Genomic DNA, 25,628 nt, shown 5'->3' with positions numbered 1-25,628 from the left:
TTTTCAGAGAGTCCTCACGCATGCAAGAAATCCTGCTCATCAACCCCAACTCGTCGTCGTCGACCACCGCAATGATGGCGAAGATCGCCAGCAGCGAGGCACCTGCCGGATGCCGCGTGACAGGCATCACCGCGGCCGGCGGGCCGCCCATGATCGTCAATGAAGACGAGCTGAATGCGGCTGCGACGGAGGTGTTGAAAGCCTGGCGTTCCGTTGCCGGCGGAAGGTGGAATGGCGTGATTGTCAGCGCCTTCGGCGATCCGGGCATCGAGTTGCTGCGCCGTGAAGCAAGCGTGCCGGTGGTCGGCATCGCCGAAGCATCGATGCTCGCGGCCAGCGAGGGTCGTCGCCGCTTCGGCATTGCCACGGTCACGCCCGAACTGGTGTCGCCCATCGAGGGCAGGGCGGCCGCGCTGGGACTGCGCGCTCTCTACACCGGCATCCGCCTGACGCAAGGCGACCCGCGCGCGCTGGCAGCCGATCCGCAGGCGCTGGAAGAAGCGCTGGCAAAGGCCGTGCAGTGCTGCATCGACGAAGACGGCGCCCAGGCGGTGATCATCGGCGGCGGTCCGCTGGGGCAGGCCGCACTGGCGCTGGCCCCACGGTTCGACGTGCCGGTGATCGCGCCCATCTCGGCCGCCATGCGACTGCTGTGTTCGCGGTTCGCAGCAACCCGGGGAGCATGAGGAATGAGCACCGTGGACGTGTTCATCACAGTGTCGAACTGGAAGCGCGAGTAGCCGCTTCTGGCTGCACGATCCGCAGCCACGGCCATCGCGCCTGGTAGTCCGCCGCCTTCTTGAGGAACAACTCGCGCATCGGGAGCAGCGGGTTCATGCGCAGAATGCCCGCTGCCAGGTCGTCCAGCCCGTCGGGCGCATAGAGCGTTCCGTCGGCCAGGTCGATGCCGACGCGGGTGCATGCGATGAGGTAGCGGTCGATCCCGTCGCGCGCGGACCCGAGCCGGGGGTAGGGCGACTTGAAGCGCTGCTCATACCAGAGGTGAACGCGCGCCTGGTTCTTGACCTCCACGCTCACGCCCAGGTCGGCCACCGCTTTCTGCACGCGCTGGATCACGATGTCTTCGGCTTCCCACGACAGGTCGGTGTCGTCGAAGTAGAAGACGTCGTAGTCCTTCACGCCCCAGCCGGGCGGTTTGTCGGAAAGACGGTTCCACGTCGCCTGGAACAGGCAGCCGGCGGTCAGGAAGCCCTGGCGAAGCCCGAGGCCGGGCAGGCGTGAAAGCAGCGCGGCGTTGACCGGGTCCTGCATGGCTTGCCCGATCAAGCCGGTGGGTGTCAATGGCATGGTGTCGACGCAATGCAAAGAGGCCTGACGACCATCGCCGTCAGGCCTCGAATCGTGGAGATGCGAAAGAAGCGGATCAGCCGACTTCAGCAATCAGCTCGATTTCCACGCAAGCCCCCATCGGCACCTGTGCCACGCCGAAGGCGCTGCGTGCATGCGCGCCCTTTTCAGGCCCGAAGACTTCGGCGAAGAACTCGCTCGCGCCGTTGGTCACCAGATGCTGTTCGGTGAAGGTGCCGACCGAGTTGACCAGGCTCATCACCTTGACGATGCGCTTGACCTTGTTGAGGTCGCCCACGGCCGCGTGCAGCGTGCCGAGCAGGTCGATGGCGATGGCGCGTGCAGCCTGCTTGCCTTCTTCGGTGCTGATGTTGGCGCCGAGCTGGCCGGCCCAGACCTTGCCGTCCTTCTTCGCGATATGGCCCGAGAGAAACACGAGGTTGCCGGTCTGCACGAAGGGCACGTAGGCGGCCGCGGGGGCGGAGACCGGGGGCAGGGTGATGCCGAGGCTGGAAAGTTTGTCGTAAACGCTCATGGAGACTCCTTGTCTTGGGAAGGCGATTGTGTCCGGGTTTGCGGCAGGCCCTCGATCACTTCCCCCACTGGCTGCACGGTCACGCCGACCCGCAGCGTGTGCCTTGCGCCGCCATGGAGTACGCCGCGCATCGGCGATACGTCGGAGTAGTCGCGGCCGATGGCGAGCGTGACGTAGTCTTCGCCCGGCTGGCGGCCGTTGGTGGGGTCGAAGTCGGCCCATCCGCCTTGACTGCCGACGCCCTCGGGGCCGTCGCCGGGCAGGTACACCGACACCCAGGCGTGCGAGGCGTCGGCGCCCACCAGCCGGGGCTGGCCGGGTGGCGGCTGTGTCAGCAGGTAGCCGCTCACGTAGCGCGCGGGCAGGCCCATGGTGCGGAAGCACGCGATCATGATGTGGGCGAAGTCCTGGCACACGCCTTTGCGCTGCGCGAGGGCCTCGACGGCGGGGGTGTTGATCTCGGTGCTGTCGGCGTCGTACGCGAAGTCTTCGTACATGCGCTCGGTGAGGTCCATCGCCACGTCGAAGGTGGGGCGGCCGGGCACGAAGCTGGCGCGCGCATAGGCCGTGAAGTCGTCGTGGCGCGGCACGTAGGGCGACGGAAAGACGAACTCCGAGGCCGCGTCGAAGGTGGCGTCCTTGCGGAAGCGGAAGCGTTCGCGCACGCTCTCCCAGGGCAGCTCGCGCGCCACGGTGCTCGAGAGCACGGGCACCGAGGTTTCGACCACGCTCTCGGCCGTGACGACGAGCCGGTCGTGCGTGGCCTCCAGCGCGAAGAAGGCACGCGTGTTGCCGTACAGGTCGGCCACCTCGCTGCGCTGCGCGGGCGGGGGCTCAATGGCGAGCTTGTGACTCACGAGCCGCTGCGAGTCGGTGGCCAGCGGCTTCAGGTGGGCGAGGTGCTGCGCCGTCTCGACCGGCGGCGCGTACTCGTAGCGCGTTTCGTGGGTGACGTGTAGCAGCATGATGGGTTGGCCTACTTCGACTCGGCGCCGAAATGCGAAGCGTAGATCTTGGCGTAGGTGCCGTCGGCCCGGATGCCTTCGAGGCCTTGGTTGATCTTGGCGAGCAGTTCGGTGTTGCCCTTCTTCACGGCAATGCCGTACTTCTCGACCGGGAAGTTCGCATCGCTCACCGTCTTGAAGCCGCCTGCAGTGTTGTTGGCGATGTAGTGCACGACCACGCCGTTGTCGGCCACCACGGCCTGCACGCCGCCGGCTTCGAGTTCCTTGAGCGCGAGCGGCGTCGATTCGAAGCGCTTGATGGCGGTGCTCGACTTGCCCAGCAGCTTGCCCACGACCTCGTCGCCCGTGGTGCCGTTCTGCACGCCGACCTTCAGGGTCTTGATGTCATCGAACTTCGTGACGGGCGAGTCGTTCTTCACGGCGATCAGCTGCCTGGCGTCGAAATACGACTGCGAGAAATCCATCGTCTGGCGGCGCTCGTCGGTGATGGTGATGGCCGACACCAGCAGGTCGCGGTCGCCCTGGTCGAGCGCGTTGAAGATGCCTTCCCACGGCGTGTTGACGAACTTCACCTCGATGCCGGCTTTCTGCGCGACCGCTTTCACCACGTCGATGTCGAAGCCCACGATCTCGCCCTTGTCGTTCTGCGATTCGAAGGGCGTGTAGGCGGCGTCGGTGCCGACCACCAGCACCCGGGCGGCGGCAGGTGGAGGCGGTGCGCTGGTTGCGGCGGGCGCGGCAGGCTCCTGCTTGCTGCAGGCCGCGATGACGAGCGCCGCGAGCAGGCCGGCGGCGGTGAGTGCGAAGCGGCGGTTGATGGCGATGCCTGACATGGATATGCCTCCTTGGAACTGTCTTTGTCTGGGAATCAAGCTCCGACCGAGCGCAGCGATTCGGATGTCAGCGTGAAGTAGCGTGTGCCGATCGCGTCGGACACATGGTAGGCGGCCGTCTCGCAGTTGGCGAGCAGCTCGACGAGGGCCGGGTAGTTGGCTTCGGGCCCCGCGGCGCAGAGGTGTTCGAGCGTCCAGCCGGCCGGGTCGGGCAGTTCGTACGACAGCGCGGTCAGCTTGCCGGGCGCGCTGCCGGCCAGCCGTGCAATGCGCCCGCGCAGGGTCTGCGTGACCCATGCGAGCGAGCGCGGGTTCTCGGCGTCGAGCACCAGCAGATCGACCATGGTGGCGACGTCGCGGCGCTGCTGGTAGCGGGCGTGGAAGGTGATGGTGCTGTCGAACAGCGCCACCATTGCCTCGAAGCCGCTCACTTCGTGCACGGCGCCGTTGTCGAAGCCGGCCTCCAGCGCATTCGACAAGAAGCCCAGTCGCTCGATGTGGCGGCCGATGGACAGCAGCCGCCAGGCGTCGTCGCGCGTCATGCGGTCGGTCTGCGCGCCGGTCATGGCGGCCAGCGCTGTGCTGGCGGATTCGAGGGCGCGCAACGCGGCACTGCTGGCAAAGCTGCCCTCGCCGGCCTGCTCGGCCGCGCGGCGCAGGAAGTCGGTCTCGGCGCGCACGATCTGGTTCCAGTTGTCCTGCGACAGGCGCTCGCGCACGGCGGCGGCCGCTTGCCGGATGCACATCAGGCTGAAACCCACGCTGCCGCCGCGCTCCACATCGCCCAGTTCGGCGATGAGCGCGCGTTCGAACACGCGGCGCGATTGCGGCGCGCTCGGCACTTCGGCCGGCACCAGTGCATTTCGCAGCGCCATGCGGTGCAGCCATTCGAGCAACGGGCGCGAGGACTGGTCTTCGCTGCCCAGCAAGTTGAGCGTGAGGCGCGCAAGGCGCACGGCGTTCTCGGCACGCTCGGTGTAGCGGCCGAGCCAGAACATGTTCTCCGCGGCGCGGCTGGTAACGGGCGCGCGGTGCCGTGCGAGCGAGGCCGGCGTGGCGTGCGGCTGCAGCAGCGTGGTGCGGTCGACCTCGCCGTGGGTCTGCACCCACACGTCGGCGCTGCTGCCGCCACGTTGCATCGACGCGATCTGCGCATCGGGCCCCGCAAGCCGGGCCAGGCCGCCGGGCAGCACGCGCCACGACTGCGCGCCGTCGCTCACCGCGAACACGCGCAGCAGCACAGCGCGCGGCGCGATGTGGCCCGGGCCCATGTCGTTGGCCCAGGTGGGCATCTGCGACAGCGGCTGATAGCCCTGCACTGTGTGCACGTCGCCTTCTCGCACGATGCGGCCGGCCCATTCGTCGAGCTCGCGCCGGCCGAGCTGGCTGCCGAGCACGGCGTCGAAGCTGGCGCGGCCGTCGAAGCCGGGGTAGGTGGGCTTGATGGCGCAGTCGGCCAGCTGCGGCAGCACCGATTCGAGCGCGGCGCGCTCGCCGCACCACCAGGTGGGCAGCGCGGGCAGCTTGAGTTTTTCGCCGATCAGGCGGCGCGCCAGCCCCGGCAAGAAGCCGAGCAGCGCGGGCGATTCGAGGAACGCCGAGCCCGGCATGTTGGCCACCAGCACGTTGCCGGCACGAATGGCCTGCAGCAGGCCGGGCACGCCGAGCGTGGAATCGGGGCGCAGCTCCAGCGGGTCGAGGAACTGGTCGTCGAGCCGCTTGATGAGGCCGTGCACCGGGCGCAGGCCCTGCAGCGTCTTGAGGTAGAGCCGCTGGTCGCGCACCGTGAGGTCGCTGCCTTCGACCAGCGTGATGCCCAGGTAGCGCGCGAGATACGCGTGCTCGAAGTAGGTTTCGTTGTACGGGCCGGGCGTGAGCAGCGCGATGTGCGGCGGCACGCCGGCCGGGCACATGCGCTGCAGGCCTTCCATCATGGCGCTGTAGGTGGCGGCCAGGCGTTGCACGTGCAGCGCCTCGAAGGCCTGAGGAAACTGCCGCGTGATGGCGAGGCGGTTTTCGAGCAGGTAACCCAGGCCCGAAGGCGCCTGCGTGCGCTGCGAAACCACCCACCAGTTGCCGTCGGGGCCGCGCGCGAGGTCGAAGGCTGTGATGTGCAGCCAGGTGTCGCCCGGCGGCTTCACGCCGTGCAGCGCGCGCAGGTAGCCGGGGTGGCCGCGCACCAGCGCCGGGGGAATGAGCCCCTCGGCCAGCAGCTGCTGCGGGCCGTAGACGTCGGCCATCACGCGGTCGAGCACGCGCACGCGCTGCAGCACGCCAGCCTCGATCTGGCTCCAGCTTTCGGGCGAGACGATCAGCGGGAACAGGTCGAGCGACCACGGCCGCTGCGGGCCGTTGGCGTCGGCGTACACGTTGTAGGTGACGCCGTTGTCGCGGATCTGCCGTTCAAGGCTGGCCGCGCGTCGGGGCAGGTCGTTGAAGCCGCCCGGGCCGAGCTGTTCGAAGAAGGCGTTCCAGGCGGGCGTGAGCGGCGGTTGTTCGCCGGAGGGGCCCTGTGTCTGCGTCTGGGATTGGGACTGCGACTGCCCGGCCGCCGGTGGTCGTTCGACCGCGGCGTCGTACAGCAGCGGGGCGGGCGCAGGGGCTGGCGCAGCCCCCGGCACCGGCCGTACAGGCGCTACCGCGGTGGCCTGCCCACGCAGTTCATCGAAATGGCCGGGCAGGGCCGGCGGGGCGAGCGCCGACGCCAGGGCCGCTGGAAACTCCAGTGCCTGGGCGTCGAACAGGGATTCGTTCAAAGGTTCCACAGGAGGGGGATTGTCACACTGCCTTCACGGGTATCCGTTTGGGCAGCGTGCTAAATGTCCCCTTATCGCCGCAGATCCAGCGTGAACGGGAATTCGCGGCTGCCCGGCAGCTCGATGGTTGCCGGGGGCGTGCGCATGAGTCCGGGTGTATGGCCGGTGCGGGTGAAGCGCGAGTGGCGGCGGCTTTCCGCCTCGTAGGCGTTGACCGGGAAGGTGTCGTAATTGCGCCCGCCCGGGTGGGCGACGAAGTACTGGCAGCCGCCAAGGGAGCGCTTCATCCAGGTGTCGACCAGGTCGAAGGTCAGCGGCGCGTGGGCCGGGATGCTCGGGTGCAGGGCCGAAGGCGGGTTCCAGGCCTTGTAGCGCACGCCGGCCACGAACTCGCCGACCACGCCGGTGGGCTGCAGCGGCAGCACCTTGCCGTTGACGGTGATGACGTGGCGGCTCTCGTTCAGGCCGGTCACGCGCACCTCGATGCGTTCGAGCGACGAATCAACGTAGCGCACCGTGCCGCCGGCCGAACCTTCCTCGCCCATCACGTGCCAGGGTTCAAGCGCGTTGCGCAGCGAGAGCTCCACGCCCATCGCCTGCATCTGGCCCACCAGCGGGAAGCGGAACTCGAAGTGCGGCGCGAACCAGTCGGCATCGAAGGCGAAGCCGGCCTGGCGCATCTCGCTGATGACGTCGTCGAAGTCCATCTTGACGAAGGTCGGCAGCAGGAAGCGGTCGTGCAGCTCGGTGCCCCAGCGGGTAACGGGCGCCTTGTAGGGCTCGTCCCAGAAGCGGGCGACCAGCGCGCGAATGAGCAGCTGCTGCGCGATGCTCATGCGCGCATGCGGCGGCATTTCAAAAGCGCGCAGCTCCAGCAGGCCGAGGCGGCCGGTGCTCGAGTCGGGCGAGTAGAGCTTGTCGATGCAGAACTCGCTGCGGTGCGTGTTGCCCGACACGTCGATCAGGATGTTGCGCAGCGTGCGGTCGACCAGCCAGGCCGGCATGTTCTGGCCATAGATCTCGCGGTTCTTCGCGATTTCCTTCAGGGCGATTTCCAGCTCGTAGACCTGGTCGTTGCGGGCCTCGTCCACGCGCGGCGCCTGGCTCGTCGGGCCGATGAACATGCCCGAGAACAGATAGCTCAGCGACGGATGGTTGTGCCAGTAGAGCAGCAGGCTGGCCAGCAGCTCGGGCCGGCGCAGGAAGGGGCTGTCGGCGGGCGTGGCGCCGCCCATCACGAAGTGGTTGCCGCCGCCGGTGCCGGTGTGGCGGCCGTCGGTCATGAACTTCTCGGCCGACAGGCGGGTTTCGAACGCGGCGTTGTAGAGAAACTCGGTGTGGTCGACCAGTTCCTTCCAGTTGTGGGCCGGGTGGATGTTGACTTCGATCACGCCCGGGTCGGGCGTGACGGCCAGCATCTTCAGGCGCGGGTCGCGCGGCGGCGGATAGCCTTCCATCACGATGCGCACGCCCAGGTCGCGCGCGGTGGCCTCGACCGCCGCAACCAGGTCGAGGTAATCCTCCAGGCGCGCGAGCGGCGGCATGAAGACGTAGAGCACGCCCGAGGCACTGCCCTTCTTCTCGGCCGAGGGGCCGTTGGCCCGGCGCGGGTCGCGCACTTCGACGCACAGCGCGGTGCGCGTGACCCAGTGGGCCGATTCGCCGCGCAGCGGCTGGCGCGTGGTCGATTTGTCGTCCGCATCGTCAGTTGCTGCTGCAGCCGATGCATCGCCTTCGCCGGCACTGCCCGGCGCCTGCATGCGTAGCGAGGCGGGCACGACGGGCGGTGCGCCGAAGGCATAGGGCACTGCGCCGAGGTCGGCCCCTGTGCCGGTTGTGCCTACGGCATAGCGCGCGCGGTAGTCGGCCGCGCTCGGCAGGGCGCCGCGCGGCGCGGTCGGGTCGCGTTCGATCAGGTAGGGGTAGTCGCCCTTGCTGGCCCACGGCTGCGAGTCGAGCGGCAGGCGGTAGCCCATGGGCGAGTCACCCGGGATCAGGTAGAGCCGGTCGTCGCGCAGGAACCAGGGGCCGGTCTTCCAGGCCGGGCCGGCGAGCGCGGGGGCGTCGCCGTTCGCATTGCCGGGCTCGATGGGCAGCATGTAGCCGATCACCGCGTCGAGCTTCTGCGTGAACACGCGGCGCAGGCGCACACGTTCGAGTTCGTCGTCGAGCTTCGATTCGAAGGGGTCGACGTTCACCGGCAGGCGGCGTTCGCGCCAGAGGTAGTAGTAGATGTCTTCGTAGCCTGGCTGGATGTAGCGCTCGGTCAGGCCGAGCTTGTGGGCCAGCACGGTGGTGAAGCGGCGCGCGTCCTCGCTCGTGTAGTGCGTGGGAAAGCGCTCGTCGGCAAACAGCTCGGGGTCGTGCCACAGCGTCTGGCCGTCGGCGCGCCAGAAGATCGACAGCGCCCAGCGCGGCAGTTGCTCGCCCGGGTACCACTTGCCCTGGCCGAAATGCAGGAAGCCGCCCTTGCCGTACTCGGCGCGCAGCTTGTGCACGAGCTCGGTGGCGTAGCCGCGCTTCGTGGGGCCGAGGGCGTCGGTGTTCCATTCGGGCGCGTCGCGGTCGCTGGTGGCCACGTAGGTCGGCTCGCCGCCCATGGTGAGGCGCACGTCGCCGGCCTTCAGGCGCGCGTCGACAGCGTCGCCCAGGGCCAGCACTTCGGACCACTGCTCTTCGGTGTAGGGCTTGGTGACGCGCGGCGATTCGTAGATGCGCGTGACCTTCATCTCATGGCCGAACTCGACCTCGGATTCGTCGACGCCGCCCTCGATGGGCGCCGCGCTCGAAGGCGTGGGCGTGCAGGCCAGCGGAATGTGGCCTTCGCCGGCCAGCAGGCCCGAGGTGGCGTCGAGGCCGATCCAGCCTGCGCCCGGCAGGAACACTTCGCACCAGGCGTGCAGGTCGGTGAAGTCGACCGTGGTGCCGCTAGGGCCGTCGAGCGCCTTCACGTCGGGCGTGAGCTGGATCAGGTAGCCCGAGACGAAACGCGCGGCCAGCCCGCAGTGGCGCAGCAGTTGCACCAGCAGCCAGCCCGAGTCGCGGCAAGAGCCGCTGCCGCTGGTGAGCGTTTCTTCCGGCGTCTGCACACCGGGCTCCATGCGGATCAGGTAATTGACGTCTTGCTGCACCTGCTGGTTGATGCCGACCAGGAAGTCGATGGTGCGCTGCTCCTTGCGATCGATCTTGTCGAGGTAGGCCTGCAGCAGCGGCGTGGGCGCTTCGGTGACGAGGTAGGGGGCGAGCTCTTCGGCCTGCGAGGCCGTGTACTTGAAAGGAAAGTTCTCGGCCTGCGGCTCGAGGAAGAAGTCGAAGGGGTTGTAGACCGCCATCTCGACCACGAGGTCGACCGTGACCTTGAACTCGCGCGTCTTCTCGGGGAACACGAGCCGCGCCTGGTAGTTGGCGAACGGGTCCTGCATCCAGTTGACGAAGTGCTCGGCCGGCTCGACCCGCAGCGAATACGAGATGACGTTGCTGCGGCAATGCGGCGCGGGACGCAAGCGCACGACCTGTGGGCCCAACTGCACCAGGCGGTCGTATTTGTAGTGGGTGACGTGGTGGAGAGCGGCGTGAATGGACATGCGTTTTTGTGTGCAGTACTGCGAGATTGCATCGAAAAGATGTCTCTTGTGAGACGCATACTAGCCCAGATGCCAAGCAATTAACGCGCCACTGAGCGTGACTTTGGGGAGGGTTTGCATCATGGGTTCGGGAGTTTTTCGTTGACGCCGTTTCGTGCGTCTGGCGGTGCCATGGGTGGAGCGGGGGCGTTCGTGGCGCTGGGTGGCTCGCTGCTGGGAGCCGTCTTGCAACTGCAGCAGGCGGTGCTTTGGCCGGCGTGGGCCTACGCCGGCTTGCTGTTCGTGGCAGTGGCCGGCCTGTGTTGGCGACGCATGCCGGGCAGGGGCCTGATGCTCATCGCCTTGCTATGCGGCGCGATGGCCGGCGCAGGGCTCGCGGGATGGCGCGCGGCGGTCTATGCGAGCGGCGCGCTTGACCCGGCGCTCGAAGGGCGCGACCTGCATGTCACGGGCGTGGTGTCGGAGATGCCCCAGCGAAACGAAGCTGGAACGCAGTTCCGCTTGGATGTCGAGTCCGCGGGTTGGGCTGATCCGGATGCGCAGGGGCGGCCCGCGGTGCCCGATCGCATTGCACTCGGCTGGTATGCCGAAGGCTCGAGCCTGTGGAGCCGTGCTTCCGAAAGCCGCACGCCCTTGGCCAGCACAGTCGGCTCCCTGCACGCCGGCGAGCGATGGCGGCTGACGGTGCGTCTGAAGGCGCCGCACGGCAGCCGCAATCCCCATGGCTTCGACAGCGAACTCTGGATGTGGGAGCAGGGCCTGCATGCCAGCGGCTATGTGCGAACCGGCGCGCGCGATGCGGCGCCAATGCTGGTGGCAAGCACGTGGCGGCACCCCATCGAGCGCGCACGCGAAGCCGTGCGCGATGCCGTCTTCGAGCGCGTGCCCGACCGCGCCCAGGCCGGCGTGATCGCGGCCCTGGTCACCGGCGACCAGAGCGCCATCGACCGCTCGGGCTGGGACGTGTTCCGCGCCACGGGCGTGGCACACCTGATGTCGATCTCCGGCCTCCACGTCACGATGTTTGCCTGGCTGGCCGCGCACATCGTCGGCCTGCTCTGGCGGCGCAGCGCGCGGCTGATGCTGCGCTTGCCGGCGCAGCAGGCAGCGTTGATAGGCGGCGTGCTACTGGCCACGCTCTACGCGCTCTTCAGCGGCTGGGGCGTGCCCTCGCAGCGCACTGTGTGGATGCTGGCGACGGTCGCGCTGCTGCGCCTCACGGGCCGGCGCTGGCCTTGGCCGCATGTGTGGCTGCTGACGGCGGCCGTGGTGGTCGCGCTCGATCCGTGGGCCTTGATGCAGGCCGGCTTCTGGCTGAGCTTCGTGGCGGTGGGCGTGCTGTTCGCCACGGACGCCGCGGTGCCGGGCGAGCGGAAGACCGGCGCCGCTTCCCGCCTGTTGCTGTTCTTTCGCGAGCAATGGGTCATCACGCTGGCAATCACGCCGCTGAGCCTGCTGCTGTTCCAGCAGGTGTCGCTGATCGGCCTGCTGGCCAATGCGGTGGCGATCCCCTGGGTCACGCTCGTGATCACGCCGTTGGCCATGCTGGGCGTGGCCGTGGCGCCGCTGTGGGACCTCGCAGCCCGGGCCGTGCAGGTGCTGGCGCTGCTGCTGCAATGGCTGGCCGGGCTGCCGTATGCGACGCTGTCGATGGCCGCGCCGCCTTTGTGGATGGCCGCTTGCGGCGTGGCCGGCGGTGCATTGCTGGCCATGCGGCTGTCCTGGTCGCTGCGCAGCCTCGGCATTCCGCTGCTGCTGCCAGTGTTGCTGTGGCAGGCGCCCCGGCCGGCGGCCGGCGAATTCGAGCTGCTCGCTGCCGACATCGGCCAGGGCAACGCGGTGCTCGTGCGCACCGCCACGCACAGCCTGCTCTACGACGCCGGCCCGCGCTACAGCCTTGAAAGCGATGCCGGCCATCGCGTGCTCGTGCCGCTGCTGCGGGCCTACGGCGAGCGCCTCGACACGCTGGTGCTGAGCCACCGCGACACCGATCACACCGGCGGTGCGCCCGCGGTGCTCGCGATGCAGCCGCGGGCCGAGCTGCTGAGTTCCCTCGAAGCCACGCATCCGCTGCAGGCGACGCTGGCGGCACGGCGTTGCGAGGCGGGGCAGACCTGGACCTGGGACGGCGTGCGCTTCGAGGTGCTGCATCCGTTCGACACCGACTACCGCGGCTTCACCAAACCCAATGCCGTGTCATGCGTGCTGCGCATCGGCAACGGGCGCGCGGCGGCGCTGCTGGCCGGCGACATCGAGCGGCTGCAGGAGGCCGCGCTCGTCGTTCGCACGCCGCAGCTGCTGCGCGCCGACGTGCTGCTGGCGCCGCACCACGGCAGCAAGACTTCGTCGAGCCCGGCCTTCCTCGATGCGGTGCAGCCGGGCATTGCCTTTGTCCAGGCGGGGTATCGCAACCGCTTCGGCCATCCGGCGCAGGAGGTGGCGGCGCGCTACCGGGACCGCGGCGTGCGGCTGGTCGAAAACACCCGCTGCGGCGCCGCGCACTGGACCAGCACACGCCCCGCCGACGTGGCCTGCGAGCGCGAGCGCCATGCGCGGTACTGGCAGCACAGCCCTGAAATCGTGAATTAATTGTCAAAAGTAGTCCGAAAGGCCACTTGTCAGCGTGCTCGTACTGGCGTCCCATGCGTTGTATCGTTTGGCTACAACTCAGAAGAGGGGACAGCATGAGCAACCGTCAAGGCCTTCGGTGGGACCTGTTTTCCGGGCATACGCCGTGACGGCCGCTGTTCCGGCCATCACCAGCACGAGCGCCGCGGCAGCACCCGGCGCGCGGCTCAAGATGCACCGCGAAGGCCCGGTGCTGGTGCTGACGCTGAGCAACCCCGCGGCGCGCAATGCGCTCAATCCGTCGGTCTACCGCGCGGCCGCCAAGGCGATGCGCGCCACCTCGGGTTTTCGCACCGTGCGTGCCATCGTGTTGTGCGGGGAGGGCGATCATTTCAGCGGCGGCGGCGACCTGCGACGCCTGGCCCGGCAACGCAAGCTGCCGGCCGCCGAGCAGCATGGCCACATCGATGCGCTGCACGAATGGATCATGGCGATCCAGGAGGCTCCCCAGCCCGTCATTGCCGCCGTCGAGGGCGCGGCCATGGGCGGAGGCTTTTCGCTGTGCCTGGCCTGCGACCTGATCGTGGCCGCGGAAGACGCGAAGTTCGCCATGTCCTATGTGAATGTGGGCCTCACGCCCGACGGCGGCGGCACCGATTCGCTGGTGCGCGCGTTGCCGCCGCAGGCTGCCATCGAAATGCTGCTCGACGGCACGCCCAGCACCGCGAAGCGGCTGCACGAACTGGGCGTGGTCAACAAGGTCGTGCCGCATGGGGAGGCCGGCGCCACCGCGCTCGCCTGGGCGCAGCAGCTCGCGCGCGGCCCGTTCGAGGTGCAGGCGCGCATCAAGCAGCTCGTGTATTCGGCGCGTGGGCGCAGCCGGCGTGAGCAGCTCGACGCCGAGCGCGAATCCTTCCTGGCCAGCCTCTACAGCGACGAGAGCGGGGAGCGCATCAAGGGATTTCTCTCGCCCCGCAAGAAGCTGACGGCCAGCGAGGAAGGGCCTGAGCGCTGAGCGAAGAAAAAGTCTTCCGGCCCGTCTCCGGCCTTGGCATAAGGGGTTCTACTGGCCCTGAACTTGCTAAGCTATAGCTCAAGGAGATTGGTCGTTCCATGCACAAATTTGACGAGATGTATGAGCAGTTGCCCTATGCGGGGGCTGCAATCCGACAGCACTACAAGCGCTACGACCAATGGCTCGCGAAGCAACCCGGTGAGGTGATGCGTTCGCGGCGCGAAGAGGCGGAATTGATTTTCCGCCGGGTCGGCATCACCTTCGCGGTGTATGGCGCCAAGGACGAGGACGGCTCCGGCACCGAGCGGCTCATCCCGTTCGACCTGCTGCCTCGCATCATTCCCGCCCACGAGTGGGACAGCATGGAAAAAGGGCTGGTGCAGCGCGTCACGGCGCTCAACCGCTTTCTTCACGATGTCTACCATGACCAGGAAATCATCAAGGCCGGCATCATCCCGGCCGAGCAGATCCTGAACAACGCCCAGTTCCGCCCCGAGATGATGGGCGTGAACGTGCCGCACAACGTCTACTCGAACATCTCGGGCATCGACATCGTTCGTGCCCCCGATGCCGACGGCAACGGCGAGTACTACGTGCTCGAAGACAACCTGCGCGTGCCCAGCGGCGTGAGCTACATGCTCGAAAACCGCAAGATGATGATGCGGCTCTTCCCCGAGCTGTTCAACCAGAACCGCATCGCACCGGTCGCGCACTACCCCGACCTGCTGCTCGAAACCCTGCGCGCCAGTGCGCCGCCGGCCACGGCCGAGCCCACGGTGGTGGTGCTCACGCCCGGCATGTACAACAGCGCCTACTTCGAGCATGCCTTCCTCGCCCAGCAGATGGGCGTGGAACTGGTCGAGGGCCAGGACCTGTTCGTCAAGGACAACTTCGTCTACATGCGCACTACGCGCGGACCGCGCCGCGTCGATGTCATCTACCGCCGCGTGGACGACGACTTCCTCGACCCCGAGGTGTTCCGCCCCACGTCCACGCTCGGTACCGCCGGCCTGATGCGCGCCTACCGCGAAGGCAACGTCGTCATCTGCAATGCAGTGGGCACCGGCGTGGCCGACGACAAGTCGATCTACCCCTACGTGCCGAAGATGGTCGAGTTCTACCTCGGCGAAAAGCCGATCCTGAAGAACGTGCCCACCTACATGTGCCGCAACAAGGACGAGCTGCAATACACGCTCGACAACATGAAGGACCTGGTCGTCAAGGAAGTGCACGGCGCCGGCGGCTACGGCATGCTGATCGGCCCGGCCGCCACGCAGGCCGAGATCGAAGATTTCAAGAAGGCCGTGATCGCCAAGCCCGACGGCTACATCGCCCAGCCCACCCTGAGCCTGTCGACCTCGCCCACCTTCGTCGACGCCGGCATCGCGCCGCGCCACATCGACCTGCGCCCCTTCGTGCTCTCGGGCAGCGAGGTGCAGATGGTGCCCGGCGGCCTCACGCGCGTGGCGTTGAAGGAAGGCTCGCTGGTGGTCAACTCGTCGCAGGGCGGCGGCACCAAGGACACCTGGATTCTCGAAGCCGACCGCGCACCCAAGCCCAAGGCGGCGCCCGCGCAGTCGCAAAGCCAATCGTAGTAGGAGCACAACCGATGCTGTCTCGCACCGCCGACCATCTCTACTGGATGTCCCGCTACACCGAGCGCGCCGAGAACACGGCGCGCATGCTGGACGTCAACTACCAGACCTCCCTGCTGCCGCAGTCCGCCGAAGTGGCCAAGTACGGCTGGCAGGGCGTGCTCTCCATCAGCGAGCTGCTGCCCTGGTACAACAAGAAGTACGACCAGATCACGCCCCACGACGTGATGGAGTTCATGGTCAAGGACGAGAGCAACGCCTCTTCGATCGTCTCCTGCCTGAAGGCCGCTCGCGAGAACGCGCGTGCCGTGCGCGGCGCGCTCACCACCGAAGCCTGGGAAACGCAGAACACCACCTGGCTTGAAGTCAACCGCATGCTCCGCGCAGGCGATTTCGAGCGCGACCCCGGCCAGTTCTTCGAATGGGTCAAGTTCCGCTCGCACCTGTCGCGCGGCGTCACGCTGGGCACCATGCTGCAGGACGAGGCCTTCTACTTCTCGCGCCTGGGCACCTTCCTGGAACGCGCCGACAACACCGCGCGGCTGGTGGACGTGAAGTTCCATGCGCTCAACAGCGAGTTCTTCGGCGCCGCCACCGAGGAAGACCAAGAGTACGACTTCTATCACTGGAGCGCGATCCTGCGCAGCGTTTCGGCCTTCGAGGTCTACCGCAAGGTGTACCGCGACGTGATCAAGCCCGAGCGCGTGGCCGAGTTGCTGATTCTTCGCGCCGACATGCCGCGCTCGCTGCACGCGAGCCTGGTCGAGGTGGTGAACAACCTCGCGAAGGTGCAGAACGAGCAGAGCGCCGAAACCCAGCGCCGCGCCGGCAAGCTGCTGGCCGATCTGCAATACGCGCGGGTCGACGAGATCCTTGCGACCGGCCTGCATGCCTACCTCACGCAGTTCCTCGACCGCGTGAACGAGCTGGGCGGGCGCATCAGCCAGGACTTCCTGGTTCCCGCGCACTGAGCGGTAGAGAGCCGGTGCGCCGCTGGCGCCCGGCTCAGAGCTTGTGCGTCGACAGCAGGATGCTGGTCTCGGTGCTCGAGATGCCTTCGATCTGCCGGATGGCATTGAGCACTTTGTCGAAGGCTTCTAGCGAGTCGGCGCGCAGTTCGGCCATCAGGTCCCAGCGGCCGTTGGTCGAGTGCAGGGCGACGACGTTGGGGTGACCGCGCAGCACTTGGCTCACGCGCTCGGCGCGGTGCCCTTCGATCTCGATGCTCATGATCGCGCGGATGCGGTGCGCCTCCGCTTCGGGCTTCAGCCGCACGGTGTAGCCGACGATGGTTCCGTCGTTCTCCAGTTTTGCAATCCGGTTCTGCACGGTCGCCCGGGCCACGCGGAGCTTCTGGGCCAGGGCCACCACCGGCATGCGCGCGTCGTCGCGCAGCAGGGCAATGAGTTGTCGGTCGATGTCGTCCATTGCCATTTGTCAAATTGCTAATCAGATCGAGCGAAATGTAAGGTTCAAGGGCTAACTTGACAAGTTGGAGGGTTCAGTCTGACACGTCTCCCCGGAACAATCGAAAGACGGCTGCGCGATGCGGCCGGACCGTTCAGGAGACCCCCATGACCCGCTTCATCGACGTTCCCGCCATGTCCCGCCTCGTGCAGGAGATCGGCGTGGCCCCCTTCATCGGCGCATTGGCCGACACCATCCGGGAAGACTTCATCCGCTGGCCTGATTTCGACAAATCGGCCCGTGTGGCGAACCACTCGGACATCGGCGTCATCGAACTGATGCCTGTGTCGAACGCCTCGCGCTATGCCTTCAAGTACGTCAACGGCCATCCGGCCAACACCAGCCGCGGCCTCTACACGGTGATGGCCTTCGGCGTGCTCGCCGATGTCGAAACCGGCTACCCCGTGCTGTTGTCTGAACTGACCCTTGCCACTGCGCTGCGCACCAGCGCGACCTCGCTGATGGCGGCGCGCGCATTGGCGCGGCCCGGCGCGCGGCGCATGGCGCTCATCGGCAACGGCGCGCAGAGCGAATTCCAGGCATTGGCTTTTCACTGCCACTTGGGCATCGAGGAAATTGCCGTGTACGACATCGACGCCCGGGCCACCGACAAGCTGGTGCGCAACCTCTCGGCCTTTTCGTCGCTCAAGATCATTCGTGCCGACTCCACGGCGCAGGCCGTGCACGGCGCCGACATCGTGACGACCGTGACTGCCGACAAGGCCTGCGCCACCATCATCACGCCGGACATGATCGGGCCGGGCATGCACCTGAACGCCGTCGGCGGCGATTGCCCCGGCAAGACCGAGCTGCATGCCGACGTGCTGCGCGGCGCGCGCGTGTTCGTCGAATACGAGCCGCAGACGCGCATCGAGGGCGACATCCAGCAGTTGCCGAAAGACTCTCCCGTGGTCGACCTGTGGCGCGTGCTGGCCGGCACGGCAACGGGGCGCGAAAGCGCTGAACAAGTCACGGTGTTCGATTCGGTCGGCTTCGCGCTGGAGGACTACGCCACCTTGCGCTATGTGCACGAACAGGCCGAGCGTCGCAACCTCGGCGTGGACGTCGAGCTGGTGCCCCGGGCCGATGACCCGAAGGACCTGTTCCGCCACACTCGCAGCGGCGCCTCGCGCGCTGTCATCCGAAGGGTGGCTTGATGATGCCGGCCGCGATCCGCTCCGTTCAGGCGCCGGCCGCCGTGGTCATGGTCCGCCCGCACAGGTTCACGCCGAATCCGGAGACTGCTGCCGACAACGCGTTCCAGACCGCAGCCGCCAAGGAGGCCGCGCAAGCCGTGGCCGACGCTGCCTATCGCGAGGTAACGGCAGCCGTCGAGCAGCTCGAAGCCGAAGGCGTGCGCGTGCATCTGTTCGAAGACCGGGGCGAGCACGACACGCCGGACTCGGTCTTTCCCAACAACTGGTTCTCCACCCACCCGGGCGGGCACGTTGCCATCTACCCGATGCATTCGCCGAGCCGCCGCCGCGAGCGGCGCAGCGACGTGATCGAGATGCTCAAGGCCAACTACCGGGTGCAGGACGTCATCGACTATTCCGGCCTCGAGCACGACGGCCTGTTCCTGGAGGGCACCGGTGCGATGGTGCTCGACCACCTGGCGCGCGTGGCCTACACGGCTCGCTCGAACCGGGCCGATCCGGTGGCGCTGGAGCGTTTCAGCACGCACTTCAATTTCGAGCCGATGCTGGTGGATACGGCCGATGAAGCCGGCCGGCCGATCTATCACACCAATGTGCTGATGTGCGTGGCCACGGCCTTCGCGTTGGTCGGCTTCGACATGATCCCGGATGCGCATCGTGCGGCCGAGGTGCGCGCCCGGCTGGAGGAATCGGGGCGCGAGGTCATTGCACTCACCGCAGGGCAGATCGCCGAGTTCGCAGGCAATGCAATCGAGCTGTCAGGCCGCGATGGCCGCGTGCTCGCGCTGTCGCAGCGCGCCTGCAACAGCCTGAACAGCCAGCAGAAGGCTGTCATCGAACGGTCCGCGCGGCTGGTTCCGCTGCCGGTTCCGACGATCGAGATGGCGGGCGGATCGGTGCGCTGCATGATCGCCGGCATTCATCTGTCGCCCCGGCACGGCTAGCGCGAAAACGATTCGACCGCCACCGGAATCGTGGGCGCCTGCCAGCGGTAGGCATCCTGCAGCACATCGCGTTCCGGCTTCTGCCCGTTCCACTGGATGTGGAGCAGGTCCATCAGCGTCCAGCCCGACCAGTCTGCGCGAAACGGGTGCTGCTGCGCCGCGGCCGACGGCAGCGGTTGCTGGTTGCGCCACACGACAGCCGGAATGCGATAGCCCGAGGCGGTCGCCGGGCTGTGCCCCGCGCGGTCGCTGACGTGGCCTACTTCCTGGCCATGGTCCGACAGGTACATCCACGCGCGGTAGTCGCCCGGCTTGCCCGCGCTGCGCGTCTGCTGCAGCAGCTCGGACACCACGAAGTCGTGATACAGCAGCGCGGCGTCGTATTCCTGGCGGAAGCGGCGCACCCAGGCCGAGCGGCCGTCTTTCACGAGGCCGTTCTCGACCGCATCCACATCGTCGTCGAAGGGGTTGGCGTTGGCCGGAAAGCGCAGGCTGTAGTGCGGATGCGCGCCCATCAGATGGACCACGATCAGCTTGCGGTCGGTGCTCGTATCGGCCAGCGCCTCCTGCACGCAGTCGAGGATCTCGCCGTCCAGCGAGGCGCTGGCGCGGCCGGGCGTGCGGTTGACCATGTCGACCACGTCGGCGAGGCGCGCATGCTGCTGCTCGATGGCGAGGTCGTCATGGTTGCTGATCCACCAGACCTTGTAGCCGGCAGCACGCGCCAGCGCCAGCAGGTGCGGCGGGTTCTCGCTCTCGGGCAGGCCGAAGTGGAACATGTTGCGCAGCGCGGGCAGGGTGCTTGCGTCGACGGACCAGGCGTTCTTCAGCACCGCCATCTGGTCGCCGGTCTGCGCCTTGTGCGCCAGCAGGCGGGGCGTGGTCGGGCGGCCGTAGCCGTACAGCGCCATGTTGTCGCGGTTGATGCTGTCGGTGATGACCAGCACCACCGTGGAAGGGCCGGTCTGCGAAATCACGGGTGCGATGCCTTTGGCTTGCGCCATCAGGCGGTCGCGCTGCTTCTGCTGGTCGGCCCAGGCGGTGCGCAGCGTGTGAACGGAATTTGCCCACTGTGTCCAGAAGACTGCGGGATGCAGCCGGCGCCAGGGTTTGCTTGCGTAGGCTACGCATGCGACGAGAAGCAGCAGCGCGATCAGCGCCACGACCCATCGAACAGGCCGGGCTGATGTAGTCGCCGCATCGGCTGCAGCGCCGCGCTGCGCGAACATGCCCACGAGCACGCCTGCTACCACCAGCGCGGCACACCACACCGCAGCCGAGCGCCAATGCATCCACAGGTATTCGGAGCCCTCGCGCGCATTGGTGTTGGCCGCTGCGCCCAGCACCATGGCACCGTCGGGCGCGGCCTGGTAGGCGTCGAGCAGATAGGCGCGCACCGCGCCGTCGAGTGCGAAGCCCATGGCCCAGAGCCAGACCAGCAGCGTGCGTATGCGCCGCATCCGAGCGCTGCGCAGCGGCCACGCAAGCCACAGCACCATCGGCATTGCCAGCACCGCGAGCTGCGCCATGCGGCGGCCGTCATGGCCGAGCGCGATGAGCGCCAGCAGCGTCGCGCCCACCACGCCGCAGGCGAGCAGCGCGTTGCGCGATGGAGAGACTTCGTTGGTTGGAGTGGTCAAGCAGGCAGCGCGGCAAGTCGGGGCGGCCGAATTCTGCCCCGGGGCTCGTGCAGCGGACCTCAGTGCCCCGATGGTGGCGAGGTCTTTTGGATCGTCAGGTCGCAGTGGCCTGGCGCACCGCACGCTCCCAGCGCGCCATCGATTCCTCGGCCTGCGCGCGGCCCATGGTCGGCATGAAGCGGCGCTCGATCTTCCACAGCTTCGAGAGTTGGCGCGCGTCGGTGTAGACCCCGGTCGACAAGCCTGCGAGGTACGCAGCGCCCAGCGCGGTGGTCTCGATCACTTCGGGCCGCACCACCGGAATGCCCAGCAGGTCGGCCTGGAACTGCATGAGCAGGTCGTTCACGCTCGCGCCGCCGTCCACGCGCAGCTCGGCCACGGGCTTGCCGCCGGCGGCCACTGCGTCGCGGCTCATGGCTTGCAGCAGCGCGGCGCTCTGGTAGGCGATGCTTTCCAACGCGGCGCGCGCAATGTGCGCAACCGTGGTGCCGCGCGTGAGGCCGGTGATGGTGCCTCGCGCATCAGCATCCCAGTAGGGCGCGCCGAGGCCGGTGAAGGCCGGCACCATCATCACTCCGCCGGCATCGGGCACGCTCTCGGCCAGCGACTGCACTTCGGCGCTGCCCTTGATGGCCTTGAGCCCGTCGCGCAGCCACTGCACCACGGCACCGCCGACGAACACGCTGCCTTCCATGGCGTACTGCGGCGTTACATCGGTCTGCGCGGCGCTGGTCACGAGCAGGCCGTTGTGCGAGGGCTGGAACGCGCCGCCGGTGTGCATCAACAGGAAGCAGCCGGTGCCGTAGGTGTTCTTGGCCATGCCGGCTTCGAAGCAGGCCTGGCCGAAAAGGGCGCTCTGCTGGTCGCCGGCCACGCCGCCGATGGGCAGCGTGTGGCCCAGCAGCGCCGCATCGGTGTCTGCGAAGTGCGAGCTCGAGGGCTGCACCTTGGGCATCAGCGCGGCGGGAATGTCGAGTGCCTTCAGCAGGTCGGCATCCCACTCGTTGCTGTGCACGTTGAAGAGCATGGTGCGCGAGGCGTTGCTCACGTCGGTCACGTGTACCTTGCCGCCGGTGAGCTGCCACATGAGCCAGCTGTCGACGGTGCCGAAGGCGAGTTCGCCGCGCTCGGCCTGCGCACGCGCGCCGGGTACGTTGTCGAGCAGCCAGCGCAGCTTGGTGCCGGAGAAGTACGCGTCGATCACCAGCCCGGTCTTCTCGCGGATGGTGTCGGTCATGCCCTCGTCGCGCAGCCTGGCGCACAAGGGCTCGGCGCGGCGGTCCTGCCAGACGATGGCGTGGTGCACTGGCTGGCCCGTGGCGCGGTTCCACAGCACGGTGGTTTCGCGCTGGTTGGTGATGCCGATGGCGTGGATGTCGGTGGGCTTGAGCTTCGCCTTGGCGAGCACTTCGCGCGCGGTGGCGAGCTGGCTGCGCCAGATTTCCATCGGGTCATGCTCGACCCAGCCCGGCTGCGGGTAGATCTGCGTCAGCTCTTTCTGCGCGATGGCGACGATGTGGCCTTCGCGGTCGAACACGATGCTGCGGGAGCTCGAAGTGCCCTGGTCGAGGGCGAGCAGGTAGGTGGTCATTCGTTCGTGTTCTTTCTTGTCAGTTCTCGCGCGCGATCTCGAGGCGCACCTGGGCGGTGTGCAGCAGGTCGGCGAATGGCGCCGGCGGCTCGGCATCGGTGAACAGCCGGTCGATCTGCGAGAGCGTGCCGAGCTGAATCATTGCCGGCCGGTTGAACTTGCTCGCATCCGCTGCGAGCCATACCTCGCGCGCCTGCGCGATGATGGTCTGCGCCACCTTCACCTCGCGCAGGTCGAAGTCGCGCAGCGATCCGTCGGCCTCGATGCTCGACACGCCGATCAGTGCGATGTCGACCTTGAACTGGCGGATGAAGTCGATGGTTGCCTCGCCCACGATGGCGCGGTCGCGTTGGCGCACCGAGCCGCCCGCCACGATCACTTCGCACGAGGTGTTGCCGCTCAGGATGGTGGCCACGTTCAGGTTGTTGGTGATCACGCGCAGGCCCGTGTGGCGCAGCAGCGCCTTGGCGATGGCCTCGGTGGTGGTGCCGATGTTGAGGATCAGCGAGCAGTCGTTGGGCACCAGCTCCGCCACACGGCGGGCGATGCGCGCCTTGCCTTCGGCGTGCAGGGTCTCGCGCTGCTGGTAGCCGATGTTTTCCGTGGTCGAGCTGGGCACGCGCACGCCGCCGTGAAAGCGCGTGAGCAGGCCTTCGTCAGCCAGCCGCTGCACGTCGCGCCGCACGGTCTGCAGGGTGACGCCGAGCATGTCGGCCAGTTGCTCGACGGTGACGGAGCCGCGCGCGCGCACGGTGTCCAGGAGGTTGATCTGGCGCGGGTTGGAGTTCACAGGGGCGTCGTGGAAAGCAGGAAGACTGCGACCGAGGGTACAGAGCGCGCCACTTTAAAGCGAAAGAAAACGAAGCCATCTAAGGGAAAACTCGTAGGAAAATCGCGCCAAAAGGAATCCAAATGAAAAGACGCGAAAATACAATGGCCGCCGTTAGTGACCAAAGTCACGCTTCAACGGACCCAATTTCTGTGAGCGATTTCTCTTCCATTTCGCCCGCGCCGGCCGCCGACTGCGACGTGCTCATCGTCGGCGGCGGCATCAACGGCTGCGGCATCGCGCGCGACCTCGCGGGCCGCGGCTGGCGCGTGGTGCTGTGCGAAAAGGACGATCTCGCCTCGCACACATCGTCTTCCTCCACTAAGCTGATCCACGGCGGGCTGCGCTACCTCGAGTACTACGAGTTCTCGCTGGTGCGCAAGGCGCTGCAGGAGCGCGAGGTGCTGCTCAAGAGCGCGCCGCACATCATGTGGCCGCTGCGCTTCGTGATGCCGCACGACCCGTCGATGCGCCCGGCCTGGATGATCCGCATCGGCCTGTTCATGTATGACCACCTTGCCAAACGCGAGGTGCTGCCGGCTTCGCACAGCGTCGATCTGCGCCGCCACGCCGCGGGCAAGCCGCTGAAGGACCAGTACAAGCGCGGCTTCATCTATTCGGACGGCTGGGTCGACGATGCGCGCCTCGTGGTGCTCAACGCGCTCGACGCGCAGGCGCGCGGCGCCGAAGTGCTGACCCGCACGCGCTGCGTGCACGCCCAGCGAGACGCCGACGGATGGACTGCCACGCTGCAAGGCGCCGACGGCAACAAGCGCACGCTGCGCGCCCGGGCGGTGGTCAATGCCGCGGGGCCGTGGGCCGAATCATTCCTGCGCGGCGTCGCGCAGTCGGCCAAGGGCGAGGCGCTGGCCACCAAGAGCCTGCGGCTCGTGAAGGGCAGCCACATCGTGGTGCCGCGCCTGTTCGAGCACGACCACGCCTACATCTTCCAGAACCCCGACAAGCGGATCATCTTCGCCATTCCCTACCAGGGCGAGTTCACGCTGATCGGCACCACCGACATCGAACTCACCGGCGACGACCCTGGCGCCGCGCGCATCGCGCAGGAAGAAATCGACTACCTCTGCACCCAGGCCAGCCGCTATTTCGAGAAGCCCATCGTGCCGGCCGACGTGGTGTGGACCTACTCGGGCGTGCGGCCGCTGCTGGATGACGACTCGGGCGACCCATCGGCCGTCACGCGCGACTACATGCTCGAATCGAACACCACCGCCGCGCCGCTGCTGTCGGTGTGGGGCGGCAAGATCACCACATTCCGCAAGCTGGCCGAGGACGCGGCCGACGAGGTGGGCAGGATGCTGGGCCAGTCGAGCTCGCAGCGCCCGGCCTGGACCGACGGCGCCTTTCTCGCGGGCGGCGACCTGTCGGCATGGATCGGCGCTGCGAAGCGGCCCGACGACGATTTCGAACGCTTCGTGTCGGCCGTGCAAACCAAATATCCGTGGCTCTACGGCCACCTGGCGCGCCGCCTCGCGCGGGGCTACGGCGCCCGCATCACGGAGTTGCTGGGCGAAGCGAAGTCCTTTGCCGACCTGGGCGACGAAGTGGCGCCCGGCCTGTACGAGCGCGAACTGCGCTTCCTGCAGGACCGCGAATGGGCCGTGAGCGCGGAAGACGTGCTCTGGCGGCGTTCCAAGCTGGGGCTGCACTACACGCCGGAAGAGCGCGAGCAGGTCGCGCGCTGGCTGCTGCAGCAGCAGGTCCGCGTCAAAAACAACTAGACCGAACACAAGGGAAAGAGCGCCAATGCAATTGACACTGGAGCGCGTCACCAAGAAGGTGGGTGCGCAGACATGGCTCTACGAGCAGAGCATCGCGCCCAGAAGCGGCGCGGTCACCGTGCTGCTGGGCGCAACGCAGGCCGGCAAGACCAGCCTCATGCGGCTGATGGCGGGGCTGGACACGCCCACCGAAGGCAAGGTGCTGGTCGACGGCAAGGACGTGACCGGCATGCCCGTGCGCGAACGCAATGTCGCGATGGTCTACCAGCAGTTCATCAACTATCCGTCGCTCAAGGTGTCGGACAACATTGCCTCGCCGCTCAAGCTGCGCGGTGAGTCGAACATCGATGCACGCGTAAAGGCGCTGGCCGACAAGCTGCACATCGGCATGTTCCTCGACCGCTATCCGGCCGAACTCTCGGGCGGCCAGCAGCAGCGCGTGGCGCTGGCGCGCGCGCTCGCCAAGAACGCACCGCTGATGCTGCTCGACGAGCCGCTGGTCAACCTCGACTACAAGCTGCGCGAAGGCCTGCGCGAAGAGCTCACGCAACTCTTCGCCACTGGCGATTCGACCGTGATCTACGCGACCACCGAGCCCGGCGAAGCGTTGCTGCTTGGCGGCTACACGGCCGTGATGGATGCCGGCGAGCTGCTGCAGTACGGCCCGACGGCCGAGGTCTTCCATGCGCCGCAGTCGCTGCGCGTGGCGCGTGCTTTCAGCGATCCGCCGATGAACCTGCTGGCCGGCACCGCGACCGCCGGCAAGGTGCAACTGGCCGGTGGTCCCGCGCTGGCTCTGGCTGTGCCTGAAAGCGTTGCAGGCGCCGTCACGGTCGGCCTGCGCGCGAGCGCACTGAACGTGGATGCGGGGCAGGGCGACATCGCCTTGCCCGGCAAGGTGGAGCTGGCCGAAATCTCGGGCTCCGACACCTTCGTGCACGTCGAGACAGCGGTGGGCGAACTGGTGGCACAGCTCACCGGTGTGCACCGCTTCGAGCTGGGCGCCTCGATCACGCTGTACTTCAGCGCGTCGCAAGCCTATGTGTTCGATGCCAGCGAAAAGCTGGCGCTGGCGCCGGCATGGCGCAAAGGAAACTAG

Annotated in this window: 19 protein-coding genes; 9 read left to right on the top strand and 10 right to left on the bottom strand. The window is 67.6% G+C overall.

All coding sequences use genetic code 11. The features are described 5' to 3' along the window. The first annotated feature begins 20 nt into the window (after positions 1–20). Entirely contained in the window at positions 21–686 is a 666-nt protein-coding gene (locus AC07O3_RS17620; protein ID WP_093050836.1) for an aspartate/glutamate racemase family protein, read from the top strand. Positions 687–711: 25 nt separating this feature from the next. Here the strand turns inward: AC07O3_RS17620 and AC07O3_RS17615 are convergent, their stop codons facing one another. The 6 genes from AC07O3_RS17615 to AC07O3_RS17590 form a co-directional block, all read right to left on the bottom strand. Continuing rightward, positions 712–1,308, bottom strand: a complete 597-nt coding sequence (locus AC07O3_RS17615) for a nucleotidyltransferase family protein (protein ID WP_093177157.1) — start codon at positions 1,306–1,308, stop codon at positions 712–714. Between the two features lie 76 nt (positions 1,309–1,384). Further along, entirely contained in the window at positions 1,385–1,843 is a 459-nt protein-coding gene (locus tag AC07O3_RS17610) for a RidA family protein (protein ID WP_093080114.1), read from the bottom strand. Then, complete coding sequence (locus AC07O3_RS17605) at positions 1,840–2,808, bottom strand: transglutaminase family protein (protein ID WP_495339945.1); 969 nt, start codon at positions 2,806–2,808, stop codon at positions 1,840–1,842. The genes AC07O3_RS17610 and AC07O3_RS17605 overlap by 4 nt, the downstream gene beginning before the upstream one ends. Before the next feature lie 11 nt (positions 2,809–2,819). Next, positions 2,820–3,641, bottom strand: a complete 822-nt coding sequence (locus AC07O3_RS17600) for a basic amino acid ABC transporter substrate-binding protein (protein ID WP_495339944.1) — start codon at positions 3,639–3,641, stop codon at positions 2,820–2,822. A gap of 35 nt (positions 3,642–3,676) precedes the next feature. Then, positions 3,677–6,406 carry a circularly permuted type 2 ATP-grasp protein gene (locus tag AC07O3_RS17595; protein ID WP_495339943.1) on the bottom strand — a complete coding sequence of 910 codons (2,730 nt, stop codon included), beginning with the start codon at positions 6,404–6,406 and terminating at the stop codon, positions 3,677–3,679. 62 nt (positions 6,407–6,468) lie between these two features. Next, positions 6,469–9,981: a transglutaminase family protein gene (locus AC07O3_RS17590; protein WP_093080121.1), complete on the bottom strand. Its 3,513-nt coding sequence runs from the start codon at positions 9,979–9,981 to the stop codon at positions 6,469–6,471. Between the two features lie 171 nt (positions 9,982–10,152). Here AC07O3_RS17590 and AC07O3_RS17585 point away from each other — a divergent pair, with 171 nt between their 5' ends. The 4 genes from AC07O3_RS17585 to AC07O3_RS17570 all read left to right on the top strand — a co-directional run bounded on the left by AC07O3_RS17585 (position 10,153) and on the right by AC07O3_RS17570 (position 16,130). Further along, on the top strand, positions 10,153–12,570 hold the full coding sequence (locus tag AC07O3_RS17585; protein WP_495340067.1) for a DNA internalization-related competence protein ComEC/Rec2: 2,418 nt from the start codon (positions 10,153–10,155) through the stop codon (positions 12,568–12,570). A gap of 145 nt (positions 12,571–12,715) precedes the next feature. Further along, positions 12,716–13,564 (top strand): oxepin-CoA hydrolase, alternative type, encoded by an 849-nt coding sequence (locus AC07O3_RS17580; protein ID WP_093177167.1) that lies wholly within the window; start codon positions 12,716–12,718, stop codon positions 13,562–13,564. Between the two features lie 98 nt (positions 13,565–13,662). After that, the gene (locus tag AC07O3_RS17575) at positions 13,663–15,159 is read left to right on the top strand and encodes a circularly permuted type 2 ATP-grasp protein (protein WP_093050814.1); all 1,497 of its coding nucleotides are present in this window, start codon (positions 13,663–13,665) and stop codon (positions 15,157–15,159) included. Between the two features lie 14 nt (positions 15,160–15,173). Beyond that, complete coding sequence (locus AC07O3_RS17570; protein WP_093050811.1) at positions 15,174–16,130, top strand: alpha-E domain-containing protein; 957 nt, start codon at positions 15,174–15,176, stop codon at positions 16,128–16,130. A gap of 34 nt (positions 16,131–16,164) precedes the next feature. Here the strand turns inward: AC07O3_RS17570 and AC07O3_RS17565 are convergent, their stop codons facing one another. Then, positions 16,165–16,587, bottom strand: coding sequence for an Lrp/AsnC family transcriptional regulator (locus AC07O3_RS17565; protein WP_307616757.1), 423 nt, complete (start codon positions 16,585–16,587; stop codon positions 16,165–16,167). Between the two features lie 146 nt (positions 16,588–16,733). Here AC07O3_RS17565 and ocd point away from each other — a divergent pair, with 146 nt between their 5' ends. Both ocd and ctlX read left to right on the top strand, forming a co-directional pair. Next, on the top strand, positions 16,734–17,783 hold the full coding sequence (gene ocd / locus AC07O3_RS17560) for an ornithine cyclodeaminase (protein ID WP_495339942.1): 1,050 nt from the start codon (positions 16,734–16,736) through the stop codon (positions 17,781–17,783). Between the two features lie 2 nt (positions 17,784–17,785). Next, positions 17,786–18,727, top strand: coding sequence for a citrulline utilization hydrolase CtlX (gene ctlX / locus AC07O3_RS17555; protein ID WP_426389242.1), 942 nt, complete (start codon positions 17,786–17,788; stop codon positions 18,725–18,727). Here the strand turns inward: ctlX and AC07O3_RS17550 are convergent. The 3 genes from AC07O3_RS17550 to AC07O3_RS17540 form a co-directional block, all read right to left on the bottom strand. Continuing rightward, entirely contained in the window at positions 18,724–20,367 is a 1,644-nt protein-coding gene (locus tag AC07O3_RS17550) for a phosphoethanolamine transferase (protein ID WP_093080135.1), read from the bottom strand. The genes ctlX and AC07O3_RS17550 overlap by 4 nt on opposite strands. 94 nt (positions 20,368–20,461) lie before the next feature. Further along, positions 20,462–21,958 carry a glycerol kinase GlpK gene (glpK, locus tag AC07O3_RS17545; protein WP_495339941.1) on the bottom strand — a complete coding sequence of 499 codons (1,497 nt, stop codon included), beginning with the start codon at positions 21,956–21,958 and terminating at the stop codon, positions 20,462–20,464. Between the two features lie 19 nt (positions 21,959–21,977). Next, positions 21,978–22,748 (bottom strand): DeoR/GlpR family DNA-binding transcription regulator, encoded by a 771-nt coding sequence (locus AC07O3_RS17540; RefSeq protein ID WP_093050798.1) that lies wholly within the window; start codon positions 22,746–22,748, stop codon positions 21,978–21,980. 122 nt (positions 22,749–22,870) lie between these two features. On the opposite strand from AC07O3_RS17540, the gene glpD reads away from it, so the two are divergent. Together glpD and AC07O3_RS17530 are read left to right on the top strand one after the other, a co-directional pair. Further along, positions 22,871–24,529, top strand: coding sequence for a glycerol-3-phosphate dehydrogenase (gene glpD / locus AC07O3_RS17535; RefSeq protein ID WP_495339940.1), 1,659 nt, complete (start codon positions 22,871–22,873; stop codon positions 24,527–24,529). Between the two features lie 25 nt (positions 24,530–24,554). Next, the gene (locus tag AC07O3_RS17530; protein WP_093050792.1) at positions 24,555–25,628 is read left to right on the top strand and encodes an ABC transporter ATP-binding protein; all 1,074 of its coding nucleotides are present in this window, start codon (positions 24,555–24,557) and stop codon (positions 25,626–25,628) included.

Source organism: Variovorax sp. GW821-FHT09D05, from assembly GCF_059416325.1.
This window is presented reverse-complemented; position numbering and strand designations above follow the sequence as displayed.

Coding starts and splice junctions, on each gene's coding strand:
- ctlX (WP_426389242.1), top strand. CDS start 17,786: ATGCCGGCCGCGATCCGCTCCGTTCAGGCGCCGGCCGCCGTGGTCATG.
- AC07O3_RS17605 (WP_495339945.1), bottom strand. CDS start 2,808: ATGCTGCTACACGTCACCCACGAAACGCGCTACGAGTACGCGCCGCCG.
- glpD (WP_495339940.1), top strand. CDS start 22,871: ATGAAAAGACGCGAAAATACAATGGCCGCCGTTAGTGACCAAAGTCAC.
- AC07O3_RS17565 (WP_307616757.1), bottom strand. CDS start 16,587: ATGGACGACATCGACCGACAACTCATTGCCCTGCTGCGCGACGACGCG.
- AC07O3_RS17530 (WP_093050792.1), top strand. CDS start 24,555: ATGCAATTGACACTGGAGCGCGTCACCAAGAAGGTGGGTGCGCAGACA.
- glpK (WP_495339941.1), bottom strand. CDS start 21,958: ATGACCACCTACCTGCTCGCCCTCGACCAGGGCACTTCGAGCTCCCGC.
- AC07O3_RS17590 (WP_093080121.1), bottom strand. CDS start 9,981: ATGTCCATTCACGCCGCTCTCCACCACGTCACCCACTACAAATACGAC.
- AC07O3_RS17615 (WP_093177157.1), bottom strand. CDS start 1,308: ATGCCATTGACACCCACCGGCTTGATCGGGCAAGCCATGCAGGACCCG.
- ocd (WP_495339942.1), top strand. CDS start 16,734: ATGACCCGCTTCATCGACGTTCCCGCCATGTCCCGCCTCGTGCAGGAG.
- AC07O3_RS17570 (WP_093050811.1), top strand. CDS start 15,174: ATGCTGTCTCGCACCGCCGACCATCTCTACTGGATGTCCCGCTACACC.
- AC07O3_RS17620 (WP_093050836.1), top strand. CDS start 21: ATGCAAGAAATCCTGCTCATCAACCCCAACTCGTCGTCGTCGACCACC.
- AC07O3_RS17610 (WP_093080114.1), bottom strand. CDS start 1,843: ATGAGCGTTTACGACAAACTTTCCAGCCTCGGCATCACCCTGCCCCCG.
- AC07O3_RS17600 (WP_495339944.1), bottom strand. CDS start 3,641: ATGTCAGGCATCGCCATCAACCGCCGCTTCGCACTCACCGCCGCCGGC.
- AC07O3_RS17575 (WP_093050814.1), top strand. CDS start 13,663: ATGCACAAATTTGACGAGATGTATGAGCAGTTGCCCTATGCGGGGGCT.
- AC07O3_RS17585 (WP_495340067.1), top strand. CDS start 10,153: ATGGGTGGAGCGGGGGCGTTCGTGGCGCTGGGTGGCTCGCTGCTGGGA.